The sequence below is a fragment of the Vibrio cortegadensis genome (assembly GCF_024347395.1).
Taxonomy (GTDB): Bacteria; Pseudomonadota; Gammaproteobacteria; order Enterobacterales; family Vibrionaceae; genus Vibrio; species Vibrio cortegadensis.
Window position 1 is genome coordinate 1987512 of sequence record NZ_AP025472.1, and the last position, 13787, is coordinate 2001298.

Annotated in this window: 12 protein-coding genes; 6 read left to right on the forward strand and 6 right to left on the reverse strand. The window is 41.9% G+C overall.

Annotated features, from left to right (window positions below; translation table 11 throughout):
- Nucleotides 1-362 precede the first annotated feature (362 nt).
- The 5 genes from dinG (at nucleotide 363) to OCV39_RS09385 (ending at nucleotide 5167) form a co-directional block, all read left to right on the forward strand.
- Complete coding sequence (dinG, locus tag OCV39_RS09365) at nucleotides 363-2438, forward strand: ATP-dependent DNA helicase DinG (RefSeq protein WP_017051934.1); 2076 nt, start codon at nucleotides 363-365, stop codon at nucleotides 2436-2438.
- Between the two features lie 69 nt (nucleotides 2439-2507).
- Entirely contained in the window at nucleotides 2508-3287 is a 780-nt protein-coding gene (locus OCV39_RS09370) for a sulfite exporter TauE/SafE family protein (protein WP_261888356.1), read from the forward strand.
- On the forward strand, nucleotides 3284-3832 hold the full coding sequence (locus OCV39_RS09375; RefSeq protein ID WP_017051932.1) for a primosomal replication protein: 549 nt from the start codon (nucleotides 3284-3286) through the stop codon (nucleotides 3830-3832). The genes OCV39_RS09370 and OCV39_RS09375 overlap by 4 nt, the downstream gene beginning before the upstream one ends.
- A gap of 2 nt (nucleotides 3833-3834) precedes the next feature.
- Nucleotides 3835-3990: a pleiotropic regulatory protein RsmS gene (gene rsmS, locus OCV39_RS09380; protein WP_017051931.1), complete on the forward strand. Its 156-nt coding sequence runs from the start codon at nucleotides 3835-3837 to the stop codon at nucleotides 3988-3990.
- A gap of 34 nt (nucleotides 3991-4024) precedes the next feature.
- On the forward strand, nucleotides 4025-5167 hold the full coding sequence (locus tag OCV39_RS09385) for a ribosomal protein uL16 3-hydroxylase (RefSeq protein WP_261888357.1): 1143 nt from the start codon (nucleotides 4025-4027) through the stop codon (nucleotides 5165-5167).
- A gap of 145 nt (nucleotides 5168-5312) precedes the next feature.
- On the opposite strand, the gene OCV39_RS09390 is transcribed toward OCV39_RS09385, so the two are convergent.
- A complete protein-coding gene (locus OCV39_RS09390) occupies nucleotides 5313-7430 on the reverse strand; it encodes a methyl-accepting chemotaxis protein (RefSeq protein WP_261888358.1) in 2118 nt (705 codons plus the stop codon).
- 293 nt (nucleotides 7431-7723) lie between these two features.
- Between OCV39_RS09390 and xthA the strand changes: the two genes are divergently transcribed.
- Entirely contained in the window at nucleotides 7724-8530 is an 807-nt protein-coding gene (gene xthA, locus OCV39_RS09395) for an exodeoxyribonuclease III (protein ID WP_171756587.1), read from the forward strand.
- A gap of 102 nt (nucleotides 8531-8632) precedes the next feature.
- Here xthA and OCV39_RS09400 read toward each other — a convergent pair whose 3' ends face one another.
- The 5 genes from OCV39_RS09400 to OCV39_RS09420 all read right to left on the reverse strand — a co-directional run bounded on the left by OCV39_RS09400 (nucleotide 8633) and on the right by OCV39_RS09420 (nucleotide 13640).
- Nucleotides 8633-9310, reverse strand: a complete 678-nt coding sequence (locus OCV39_RS09400; RefSeq protein WP_113797514.1) for an ABC transporter permease — start codon at nucleotides 9308-9310, stop codon at nucleotides 8633-8635.
- 2 nt (nucleotides 9311-9312) lie between these two features.
- Complete coding sequence (locus OCV39_RS09405; RefSeq protein WP_113797515.1) at nucleotides 9313-10053, reverse strand: ABC transporter permease; 741 nt, start codon at nucleotides 10051-10053, stop codon at nucleotides 9313-9315.
- A 180-nt stretch (nucleotides 10054-10233) separates the two neighbouring features.
- Nucleotides 10234-11010 carry an ABC transporter substrate-binding protein gene (locus OCV39_RS09410; RefSeq protein ID WP_017051925.1) on the reverse strand — a complete coding sequence of 259 codons (777 nt, stop codon included), beginning with the start codon at nucleotides 11008-11010 and terminating at the stop codon, nucleotides 10234-10236.
- A gap of 102 nt (nucleotides 11011-11112) precedes the next feature.
- Nucleotides 11113-11883: an ABC transporter ATP-binding protein gene (locus tag OCV39_RS09415; protein WP_113797517.1), complete on the reverse strand. Its 771-nt coding sequence runs from the start codon at nucleotides 11881-11883 to the stop codon at nucleotides 11113-11115.
- Between the two features lie 242 nt (nucleotides 11884-12125).
- Nucleotides 12126-13640, reverse strand: a complete 1515-nt coding sequence (locus OCV39_RS09420; protein WP_261888359.1) for a hypothetical protein — start codon at nucleotides 13638-13640, stop codon at nucleotides 12126-12128.
- Between the last annotated feature and the right edge of the window lie 147 nt (nucleotides 13641-13787).

Sequence of the window (13787 nt, forward strand, 5' to 3'; positions counted from 1 at the left end):
CATAAAAAAATATTAACACCTCAAGCAAACCCTTAAAAATCAATGCCTTATGGTTTTATATTCACATTTCCGACTAATATCTCACCAAAAACATAAAAAATCAAAATAAATAAAATAACAACAATTTGAAATTAAAGACTACAAATTAACTAAAAAACACAGCCAAACAGAACATAAAACCACATAAAGCACCAATTTAAGGCTTTATATATTTCACCATATGAATTAATGTCAGTTTCCTAAAGGTTCAGTTTTTTTTTGTGAACAAGATCCATCTTTGCCTAAAAAGCAGACCATTTTGGTAAAAAAGAAAAGCTTAGCAAGATGTGCTACCATCCATTTCCCGTTAAGCAGGTCACAATATGTCTACTAGTAAAATCCAACAATCCATTCGCAAGAGTTATCAAAACCTCCAATTTCAACTGGAAAACTTTGTCCCTCGCCGCGCTCAAAATTATCTCGTTGCGGAAATAACAAAAACGCTTTGTGGGCAATACCATAAAAAAAACCGTCTTATTGTTGCCGAAGCAGGGACTGGTATTGGTAAATCGCTCGCCTATCTAATGGCGGCCATTCCTGTTGCCGTAGTCAATAATCGGAAAATAGTGATATCAACAGCGACGGTTGCACTGCAAGAACAGCTCGTGAATAAAGACCTACCTCTATATAGAAGGATCACCGATCGCGAGTTCTCTTTTATATTGGCGAAAGGTCGTCAACGCTACTGCTGTGCAGAGAAGCTTGCTGCGGCTTGTGGGGCAGATGAAGGTCAGGTGGCGATGTTTGAGACTAAACCACAAAAAAAAGATATCGAACTTTTACAAACCATGCATAAAAGCCTGACTCAAGGAAAATGGGATGGGGATCGAGACTCATGGCCTAAATCTTTCAAAGACGACATCTGGCAACTTATTGTTAGTGATAAGCACAGTTGCAATAACAGCATGCCTTCACACCGTGACTGTCCTTTTCAAAAAGCACGTTCTGAGTTAGATAAAGCGGACGTCATCATCGCTAATCACAGTCTGGTTATGGCTGATGCAGATTTAGGTGGCGGTGTCATACTCCCAGAACCTGAAGATACCATTTATATTTTCGATGAGGCTCATCACCTTCCACATGTTGCACGAGATCACTCATCCGCTGCCACTAGCCTAAAAGGTGCTGCTAGCTGGCTAGAGAAGTTAAATCAATCTATTTCTAAGTTCTCTGCTCTTGCAGAAGAGAAACGAGTCAGCCGCTTTAGAAATGAACTGCAAGACTCAGTACAGCAACTGGTTCCAAGCTTGAGTCAACTATGCCAGCAATTTGATGCATCGCATTTTGAAGATAAGCGCTACCGATTTGAACATGGTGAACTGCCTGAATGGTTAGAAAATCAATCTAAAGAGCTAAAAACGATCAGCAAGAAGGGAAGCGTAGCGGTTGCTAAGATTGCCGATCTTATAGCAGAGCGCGTTAAAGATGGTGAAATATCCTCTCGCCTTGCGGAACCTGCTCTTGCTGAATTAGGTTTCTACGTTCAAAGAATGGAAAACTTAGCTCAAGTGTGGAACCTGATGGCTGAACCAAAACGAGAGAAAGGAGCTCCTCTCGCCCGCTGGTTAGAACTTAGCCCAGATAGAGAGGGCGACTTTATCGTCAATGTTTCCCCTTTAGAAGTCGGCTGGCAACTCGACCAACAGATTTGGAGTCGTTGTATTGGTGCCGTTTTAGTCTCTGCGACCATGAGAGCACTCAACTCTTTTACCTTTTTCTGCCATCAAGCCGGGATCAGCGAAAAAGCTGAGAATGGAACACAGTTCCTCGCATTAGCTTCGCCTTTTGATTATGAAAACCAGGCGGAACTCATTGTGCCAGCGGTCAAATATGAACCTCAAGCGCCTCAGTTTACCGATCACTTAATCGAAATTTTGCCTGATTTGATTGAAGATAAAAAAGCGAACTTAATTTTGTTTTCGTCCTACTGGCAGATGAATCAAGTAGCCGAAGCTCTATCCACAGATTTCGTTAAAAGAGGTTGGGCACTGCAAATTCAAGGTGATAGCTCACGCGGGGAAATTCTAAAAAAACATAAAACACTCGTTCAATGTCAGAAAACAAGCATTCTGTTTGGCACTGGTAGCTTTTCTGAAGGATTAGACCTGCCGGGAGATTTACTTGAGAACTTAATCATCACTAAAATACCATTTGGTGTACCAACATCACCTGTTGAGCAAGCTCATTCTGAATATATTCAGTCCCGAGGTGGTAACCCATTCATGCAAATTACCGTTCCTGAGGCGAGTAAAAAGCTCATCCAATCTGTAGGACGTTTGCTGCGTAAAGAGAGAGATTCTGGTAAAGTCGTCATCCTTGATCGTCGTATCGTGACCAAACGCTACGGCAAATCACTTTTGGATTCGCTTCCACCTTTTAAAAGAACGATTAAATATTAGAACGGCAAGCAATATACGCACATGAGCCATTAGGTTTAGTGAGTATTAAAGTGCCTCATTAGGAATTATATGGAATTTGTTGAACCGACGATGTTGGTTGTTTTAGCACTTGTGGCTTTCGTTGCGGGATTTATCGATGCGGTTGCTGGTGGCGGCGGGATGTTAACCGTTCCGGCTTTGCTATCCATTGGCTTACCACCTCATATTGTATTAGGCACAAATAAATTAGCCGCAACGTTTGCTTCTTTTACGGCTGCGGTAACGTATTACAAAAAACGACTATTTAAACCAGAATGCTGGCGGAATGCGTTCATCTCAACTCTTATTGGAGCCATTATTGGTACGTTAGTCGTTGATGCGATCAGCACAGAATGGTTGGAGAAAGTGCTGCCACTGATTATTTTAGCTACGGCTATCTATACTATTTTCCAAAAAACACCGACTGCCAGCCAGAATGTCACTCCGACACCATGCTCTAAACTAAAAAAGAAACAGGTATTTCAAGGCTTAACACTAGGGTTTTATGATGGAGTCGCTGGGCCTGGTACAGGTGCTTTTTGGACGGTGAGTTCAATGGCGCTATACAAACTGAATATTTTGCTGGCTTCTGGTCTTGCAAAAGCGATGAACTTTACCAGCAATATTACCTCTCTGGTCACTTTCGCTATACTTGGACATATCGATTGGGTACTTGGCTTAACCATGGGTGTTTGTCTGATGGCCGGAGCATTCGTGGGGGCTCACTCTGCCATTCGATTCGGCGCTAAATTCATTCGTCCTGTGTTCATCACAGTCGTGAGCGTATTAGCGGTTAAGCTGGCTTACAATGCGTGGTTCGTGAATCTATGAACAATTTCTCTCAATTAGCCACTATTCTTGATGATTTATCCAAACAGGCTGCGCAGCTTGATCGTCGCAGAGGCGAGCATCATCTCCCTCTATTTGATGAGCATCTATTTCATGGCAAAGCTCGCTTGATCGTACCCTGTGTACAAGAAGCAAAAAGTACTTATGAGAGCATCGTTAGAGAAAAGAAACACAACCGATTAACACCAGCACGCGCAGAATATCTTACCGAGCTATTATTAGCTCAAATTGGCGCGATTCAGCGTGAGCTTTCCACTCAAAAAATTCGGAAAGGCGAGATCAAACACAGCAGCTATTATCGAAAGCCCATTAATGAGCTGTATCAAGAGCTGGCACAACATCAAGAGTGGACTCGCCGCCTCAAAGAAATGGTGATAGAAAAAGAGCAAGAATTGAAAAATGCCCCCTCTTTTTATCAACAGCAAACCCAAAAAACCTTATTGGCGACTGAGCAACGTTTAAAGCGCTGTGAAGAAGCAATGTTAAAAATTGAAAAACAAATTACGTTTCGTGAAAAGAATCAATAATTATGACTCAACAAACACTTGAACAAGCACCTGAAGAAGTTAAATTGGCCGTCGACCTCATCTGTTTACTCGAACAAAATGACATCGACCCTCAGGTTGCTATTGAAGCGCTTAAAATTGTCAAATCTGACTGTGAAGCCAAATTAAAGAAAGCTTAACCCTCCCCCTATATCATTAAATCAAGGCTGTAAAATGTACCAACTGACTGTGTCTCTCGATGAGTTTCTTGCCGAATATTGGCAGAAAAAACCAATCATCATCAAGGGGGGATTCAAAAACTTTGAAGACCCAATTAGCCCCGATGAGATTGCAGGGTTAGCCATGGAAGAGGACGTTGATTCACGCTTTGTTTCCAACTTAAACGACCAGTGGGTAGCCGAGCATGGCCCGTTTTCCGCTGATAAATTCGAATCGTTAGGCGAAACCAATTGGTCTTTCATTATACAAGCAGCCAATCATTGGCACTCAGGCGCGGCTCAGTTAGTCGAACCTTTTCTAGGCATGCCTAATTGGTTGTTCGATGATTTAATGATCAGCTACTCAGTAAAAGATGGCGGTGTCGGCCCACATATCGACCAATACGATGTCTTTATCATTCAGGGGAGCGGTCAGCGTCACTGGCGTGTTGGAGCACTTGACGAAGGTCAATACAAGGAGACCAGTCGCCACGTTGCACTGAGACAAATTGAGGGCTTTGAGCCCATTATTGATGATATTCTAGAACCTGGCGACATCCTCTATATTCCACCAGGCTTCCCACATGATGGTTATGCACTAGAGCCATCAATGAGCTACTCTGTCGGCTTCCGTTCACCAAAGGAACAAGAGCTGATTAGTAATTTTGCCGATTACGTATTAGCACATGATATGGGCGATGTGCATATGCATAACCCCGCTCTGACGACGCAAGATGGAAACGGAAAGATCCAAACGTCTGATTTACAGCATTTAACGACTATGTTGAACTCTAGCTTGCAAAACCCAGAGATCATTCAAGATTTTATGGGCTGTATGTTAAGCCAATCTCGCCATCAACTTGATATTGTCGCTCCAGAGCAATTATGGACAGCGGAAGAAGTGCAACTGCACATCATGAATGGTGGTGTCATTAACCGAGTAGCAGGCTTACGCGCGTTATATCATGAGCAAGACAGCGGTATTGCTTACATCAATGGCGAAGTGATCAAAGTTGCCGAGCAAGATAAAGCGATCATAACGCTGCTTTGCGATCAAGATTGGTTAGCAATAGAGAATCTCGGCCAAGAAATCAGCTCTGCGAACGTGGCGCTCATCTGTGAACTGGTCAATAAAGGTTACTGGTTCATCGAAGAGTAATTCTCAGCAGTTATGAGTAACCTTAACCAGCCATAGGTAATTCTCGCGTTGGTATTAACGAGAATACTCAATATTTAAACCATTAAAAAAGGAGCTGAATTCAGCTCCTTTTGTTCAATCATTGCTCTTAAGGATCAAAATAAGATCACACTTTAAACTGGTCCACCAGCGTTTGCTGGGTTGAAGAAAAGTCACTGATTTGATTTGCCACTCTTTCCGAGGCTTCAGCTTGCTCTAAAATTCTTGCACTTAAATCACGAATATTAGACACATTTTGGTTAACTTCGCCAGACACAGACTGCTGCTCTTCTGCTGCTCGAACTATTTGGCTATTCATATCACTAATTGCTGCGATAGACTCAAATATAGCACTTAACTCAGCCACTGCTTCTTGTACATGAAGCGCAGTACCATTCGCTAAGTCGTTACCTTCTTGAATCGCTTCAACCACATCTTCAGTTCCCTGCTGGACTTTTTGAATCACACCACGAATTTCGCCTACCGATGCTTGTGTTCTACTGGCCAGATTACGCACTTCGTCTGCAACTACAGCAAAGCCTCTTCCCTGTTCACCTGCTCTAGCGGCTTCAATAGCGGCATTAAGCGCAAGCAAGTTAGTCTGCTCTGATATTCCCTCGATCACAGCGAGAATTTCTGTAATGTTACTATTATTTTTAGCCAACTCTTCTACCACAGGCACAGCGCTTGTCATTCGATCAACTAACTTAACCATCTCAGAAGAGGAGAGTTCGATCACTTGCTGCCCTTTACTTGCAGACTCATTGGCCAAATGCGCGGCTTTCACTGCTGTTTCTGCATTTTGAACCACTAAACTTGCGGTTTGAGTCATCTCTTCAGATGCAGTTGCAACAAGATCAACCTCTCTAAATTGAGCGTCACTGCTTCCGCGAGTTTCGGTCGCAGCCAGTTTCGCCTGATCGGTCGTACCCACAATTTGGCTGGTCGTTTGCACCACTTGCTTTATCGTATTCTGAAGCTTATCTAAAAACAGATTGAAACCTTCGGCTAATTGCCCTATTTCATCCTTTGTTGACACTGGGATCCTCTGAGTCAGATCCCCTTCTCCCGACGCGATGTCTTGCAACCTTGCCACCATCAGCCTAATTGGCTTAACAATGCTTAACGACGCCAGCGCAATCACCACCAATCCAAAAATGACAAAAAGAGCGCCAGCAAACAATTCCGTTTTTACACCTTGTTCCACTTGTTCTGTGATCACTTGGTCAAGCAGATCCGCATCGGCTAATACGCTATCCCGTGGCATTTCAAAAACCACACCCCACGTTTGGTTGGCAACTTTAACTGGGGAGAAGACAATCAGTTGCTCACCTGAAGTGCTCCATTTCGTTTGAACTTTCTCACTAAATAGCAGATCGGTTACGTCATCACGTGAGAGGTTTTCATTTTCAAAAATAGAACCAACATTTACCGTTCGATCATCTGAAGCGATGACACTTCCATCAAGGCTAATAATTGAGACTTTCCCGCTTCCATTAAATAGGCTTGAATCTGAAGCGGTTGCAACATTGGCAAGACCATCGAGCTTTAAATCAATCCCCATGAAACCTATCGATTCACCATCAACTTTAATCGGAACAGAAATAGAAGATGTCAGAAATTGGCCGTTATCTTTCTTAACAAACCGTGGCGTGGTCACGCACGTTTCACCACTTGCTACCGGGCAAAAAAAGCGTTCACTATTACTTGGCTCTTTTAATGTCTGTTCACTAAGGACATTAGCTAAAATATTCTCCCCATTTTCTGAAACGATCCAATATGGGGCAAAGCGGCCAATATCATTTGATCCAACGTAATCAGCATCGGTGTAATTAGAGTCCTCACCATCTAATGAGTCGGGGTTAAAGACCAAATAAGCTCCCTGAATGGCGTCAAACTCCGAGACCGATTGACGAACCATCTCGTCGAGTGCCGTTCGAAGCTCCTCACTCGCTGTAAAGTTATCTTCTGCATTACGCTTTAGAAACAAGGCGGTAGACGCGAGCATTTCAGCACGATGCACCGCTTCAACTAAATAGGCCTGAACTTCTGTCGCATTTAATTGAGCACGGTTCTCCAGAAGTTGCTGAGATTTATTGATCACAGACTCTGAACTTTGAGATTTAATGATTTTCTGATTGTTGACAGCGTTATAGACCGAAAAGCCGATAAGGGATAGAGAAGTAACCAACAAGCAGCATCCTGCTAATAAAGTTATCTTCCACTGAACAGATAGGGTTCGCATGATACTTCCTTATATTTAAGCCAAAAACTTTTTCACTACCATGTGAATAGCTTAGTTATCAATTACACCATAATTACCTTAGATATCAATCGAAAGTTAGAGTAAATGTTAACAATGTGTTGTCATAAGATTTTTACACCTCTTAGTGACATTCTTTCACCGCGCATTTCACCAAGCATTCAGAGCGACTTGGCGCTTACTCTCTATTTTACTTATTCCCTATTTTACTTGTTCTCTATTATGATAGTGGTAACATTCTTGAAAGATAATCCATCTCATTTAAAGGATACCCAATGAAAGTTATCAGCTTTAATATCAATGGCCTAAGAGCTCGCCTACATCAGCTTCAAGCTATCATTGACAAGCATCAGCCTGATGTTATCGGACTCCAAGAAATTAAAGTTCATGATGAAGCATTTCCGATCGAAGATGTTGAAGCGATGGGCTACAAAGTTTACTTTCATGGCCAAAAAGCCCATTACGGCGTCGCAATGCTATGTAAGCAAGAGCCGCTGTCTATCCAGAAAGGTTTCCCAACCGATAACGATGAACATCAAAAACGAATGATTATCGGCACTTTTAAAGATGAGAATGGAGAGAAAGTAACGGTACTTAATGGTTATTTCCCTCAAGGCGACAATGTTAGCCACGAAACAAAGTTCCCGTATAAAGAACAGTTCTACAAAGATTTGATGTCTTACTTAAATGATCACCACAGTAATGATGAGCAAATCATCGTTATGGGTGACATTAACATCAGCCCAATTGATGCCGATATCGGGATTGGCGCTCCTAATGCAAAACGCTGGCTAAAAACAGGAAAATGCTCATTTCAGCCGATTGAACGTGAATGGCTGAAAACCTTGATGGATTGGGGCTTTGAAGATACGTTCCGGAAACTGCACCCAGAAGTCACTGATCAGTACTCATGGTTCGACTATCGTTCGAAAGGTTTCGTTGATAACCGTGGCCTACGTATTGATGTGGTTCTCGCAACCCCAAGTTTAGCGAGCCAATGTACCGATGCCGGTATTGACTATGAATTACGTGGCATTGAAAAGCCATCAGATCATGCACCAATTTGGTCTACTTTTAAGTAGTCAAAACAACTCAAGTCGATACAAATAAAGACACGATCCATAAAAAGAGGGATGCAATTTGGCCTCCCTCTTTCGTTTGTTCGAATAACCAAGTTTTTAACTCTAGCTTAACGGTCTCATATAAGCTAAGAAGCGTTTCTCTGCAAACTTAAAGCAAGCAATGATGATAAACGTTAAGCACATATAAAATAGCCCAGCAGTTAAAAATGACTCAAATGGTGCGTAGTAACGTGAGTTGACTAATCGTGCTGCGCCAGTGAGATCCATGATGGTCACAATACCCGCTACAGCTGAACCATGAAGCATGAAGATCACCTCATTACTGTATGCTGGCAATGCGCGTCTTAGAGCACTCGGCAATATGATTCTGCGGTAAGTTTTCCACGTGCTCATGCCGTAAGCTTTTGCCGCTTCCACTTCCCCTTTCGGTAAGCCGTTAATCGCACCACGGATGATTTCTGCTGTATATGCGGAAGTGTTGAGTACAAATGCAATCAATGCACAGAACCAAGCATGCTCCCAAAGCGTCCCTTTTACAGGAAAGAATTGATCCATTCCGTAATAAATCAAATACAACTGAACCAGTAATGGCGTACCACGGAAAAAATATATAAATGTCCAAGCGGGTCCACTGAACGCATAATTATGACTATTTCGTGCAACAGCCAGCGGAATCGCAACCGTCAATCCAATGATTAGGGCACATAGCACCATCCAAACGGTCGTCCATAATCCATCAAGGTATATGGGCAAGCTTTCAATCACTAATGAAAAATCCATAATTACCTCGCGTGAATACTAAATTTACGTTCGACCACTTTAAGCAAGCCTGTCGAAACGCTGGTAAAGAATAAGAAGATCAATGCTACAGACATGTAGAAGGTAAATGGCATCTTGGTTGAACCGGCAGCCAATGAACTAACTCGAACCATATCATCTAAGCCAATGATCGATACCAATGCCGTTGTTTTCAGAAGAACTAACCAATTGTTACCAAAACCAGGCAATGCGTGACGGATCATTTGAGGAAGCAAAATACGTCTAAATGCCAAAGCTGTGCTCATTCCATACGCTTTTGCCGCTTCCATTTCGCCACGGTCAACCGCCATAATCGCTCCACGGAAAGTTTCAGCCATGTAAGCACCAAATATAAAGCCAATGGTTAAAACACCCGCAATAAATGGGCTAACATCGATATAATCTGGCAGATAATCTACCCACTCATGGCTTGGATCACTTGAAGTAAACCACTCATTCAGCCACTCATTGATGGCATATAAACTGTTATTCAATAAGATCTGACCACCGAAGAAGATCAGCATCATTAAAACTAAATCAGGGATCCCGCGAATAACAGTTGTATAAAGAGTCGCGATAGCTCTAGCCCAGCGATAAGGAGCCAGTTTTGCAAGTGCACCTAACATCCCTAGTATCATGGCAAGAATCAGTGACAGTATCGCCACTTGTATCGTCAGTATGGCCCCATTAAATATTGAGGCTTCGTATCCTTGTAAATCCAGCATAATAATTCCCAGCAAAAACGGCTAGTCAGGAATACCATCATTCAACAAACGGCTAGGTTTATATGGTTACCACCACAACAGGTATTCACCTGTAATAATTGAGTAAGTCGCTTGTGGAATGAAAGTGTCTAACGGTAGGTAAGAGACTGTTATGTTAAATAACAGCCTCTCGCATGAAGATTATTGACCGTATACGTCGTAGTTGAAGTATTTCGCTGCAATATCTTGGTAGATACCTTTGTCGCGCAAAGATAAAATAGCCGCATCTAGCTTTTTAGTTAGTGCTTTATCTTGTTTGCGTAGAGCGATACCAAAACCTTCACCGAACCATTTTGGATCTGTCAATGATGGACCTACAAACTCATAAGCTTCACCACCAGCTTTGTTCAATACGCCTTCTTCTAGCGCTGATGCATCACCAAGTACTGACACAATACGACCATTAGCGAGATCTAAATATGCTTCATCAAATGAACCGTAACGAACGATCTCAACGGCATCGCCATAGTTATCTGTTAGGTATTTATCATGAGTTGTTGCACGTTGAACACCAATTTTCACACCTTTTAGCCCTTCTTTAGAGAAGTCTAAGTTTGCACCTTTTTTCGAGATGAATTTATTTGGGATTAGTGCGTACTTGCCTGTGAAATCAATTTTTTTCTTACGCTCTTCAGTAATCGACATTGCCGCAATGATTGCATCGTACTTACGAGCAAGAAGTGACGGAATAATACCATCCCAATCTTGAGGGACGATCTTACATTTCACTTTCATCTCAGTACAAAGCGCATTTGCCATGTCAACATCAAAGCCTTTAAGCGAGCCGTCCGCTTCTGTCCAACTAAATGGAGGATAAGCACCTTCAATACCAAAACGTACTGTTTTCCATTCCTTAGCCTGTGCCATTCCAGTTGCTGCTGTTGCAGCAATCGCTGCCACTAATAACCACTTTTTCATTTCCATACTCCTGTGGATTGTTACTTATTTTATGTTGCTTTCGTTGTGTTGTGTTTTACTTTTCATCGCCACGAATTAACCTTTATTGAACGTTAATAACGGTTAGTAAATTGACGAAATAAACTGTTGTAAGCGTTCAGATTCTGGATTAGTAAAGAGTTGCGCAGGGTTACCTTGCTCTTCAACTAAGCCTTGGTGTAGAAACATCACGTGATTAGATACATCGCGAGCAAAAGCCATTTCGTGAGTCACCACTAGCATGGTTCGGCCTTCCTCTGCCAAATCACGCATAACGCCTAATACTTCACCAACCAATTCAGGGTCAAGTGCTGAGGTTGGTTCGTCAAATAGCATCACTTCAGGATCAACCGCTAAGGCTCTTGCTATTGCTGCTCGCTGTTGCTGCCCACCAGATAAGTGGCCAGGGTAGTAATCTTTTCGCTCGTATAACCCTACTTTTTGCAGCAGAAGTTCTGCATTTTCTAATGCTTGAGCTTTTGGAACGCCGAGGACATGAACAGGTGCTTCAATGATATTTTCCAATACCGTCATGTGAGACCATAAATTGAAACCTTGAAATACCATCGCCAAACGAGAGCGGATACGTTGAACCTGCTTCTCATTGGCAGGAACAGCCTCTCCTGCGCGGTTGTTTTTCATTTGAATAAGTTCACCATTCACCCAAATTTCACCCGCGGTTGGGGTTTCGAGTAAATTGACGCAGCGTAGAAAGGTACTCTTGCCTGAACCGGAAGAGCCGATGATAGACACAACATCTCCTTTGTGTGCAGATAATGAGATGCCTTTTAAGACTTCGTTTTGACCAAATGTCTTGTGCAGTTCTTTTATATCAAGCGCTGGTACTTCATTCATGCGCTGTTGCTCCCTAATTTATTATTACTGCTAAGGTACTCCGACCTTTAATTGCAATACAAATTAGCACTCAACGAAAAAACATGCAACAAATTATTAACTTATAAAACGACAAATAACTAGTCATTTTATCCAAATTAATATGCATAAAATGGCATTTTCATCTTTTTATGGTGAATAGAAGCCGTAAAAAAGCCCCTATTAAGGGGCTTTTAAATGTTAACAAATAGAAACAAACTTAGTTATTGTCTACGTTGAAGTGATAAATGTTCAACGGTATTGCTTTGTGCATAAATACGGTCTCTTTCTGCTTCTGTGATCATAGCACCATGTGAATCCACAGATTCGTCAGTTGCGGCCGTAGAATTAAACCCATCCATAACAAATAGAACACTCACATCATCATCATTTTTTGAGAACCAGTAATTTTGCTGCAAACCAAAGGCAGTTAAATCACTAGCATCAGTGGCTGCAATGTTAGGTAAAATCACTGTTTCATCTACAAATGAATACATTGTATGGAGCTGAATTGCAGATAAGTTCGTATTTGGTGTGATACTGATTCTCTGTATTCCATTTTCGCTTTCTTGAATAGATATATTATCAGATAGATCTATTTGAAGAGCTCCACTACTGTTATTTGTTAATGTCACTTCAGGCGTTGAAAGTGAGCTAACATTAAATAAATCCGACTCATCTAAGTTAAGATTCCAAGAATCATCAATCGGTTTTGTGAAGCTTGAAGTCCAATGTGTTTGTGGGACTCCAGCAGTCTGAGCAAACCATTGTTCGCCATTTCTGAGAGTAGAAGGGTGGAAATATTGATTATCAGAATTAGGTATTGTTGAAATTATTTTACTTGTCTCTTTGTATACAATGCCAATTTCCGTGTCGGTAAATGGGATAGTTGAAGGTCGTAAAATTGCTTGGTTATCACCTGTGTAGCTCATTTCAATATTCCCTGAAGCCCAATCATCAAAGCCATACTGAAATAATGATGCAGAGCTATTTGCTTGGCGGTATTGAGTAACCAAAGTGATATCATTGCTCAATGATTGGAAATTAGTTCCGCCTGTACCACTCGTGATTTCCGAATCATTAGACTGCTCTTGTTCTATATTCGACGTAAAAAAGAATGGCAGTACAGCAGAGTCGCCTTGCGTATCATCTTTAGTATTAAGATAACGAATTCCTGATTTCGTCTGTTCTACAAGATTTGACGATCCCGCAGCCGTACACGACAGGCCAGGGACTGCTGTTACTGCTGTTAGTACGATGTCATCAAGCTCATTTTTATGTGCTTCTAGTAACTCTTTCGAAAAAGAGGTTACATACGTATTGTTCACTCCGAATAGCTCTTTAATGCTTAAATAGCCACCATCAGGGATATCTTCTAAGTAAAACTTAACTTTACCATTACTGACATAAGTTTCTGAATCAGGCTGAACTACGCCATTTTTATCTGAATAGACAATCGATAAAAAACTATTCAAAGAGTCTTTAATAGGCTTAGCGATCAAAATTTTAGTATTCGTGGTCTCTACACCGTTATTAGAAGTCTTAGTCCTTTCACGATCATATATTTTGCACGAACTCGCCGTGCTAGTTCCGATGTCCTGCTGCTCAGCTTTAACAAAGTTGAACTCCAGCTCTGTTTTTGCCGGAGCTCCGCCGCCACCGCCGCCGCCTCCACCGCCACAACCTACTAATAAGCCAGATATTAACGCCACTAACGGCAATACTTTGTTATTTTTCATTTTATTATCCTGAAGCGGCAAGTGATCGCCATTTAAAAGTCATTGCTGAATCTTAAGCAAGTTTAGCGCCAGAAATCAATTTTGCATGGTAAAAACATGAGCTTGTAAACGGTTCATCACACAAGTGTGAGACCAAACAGCACATCT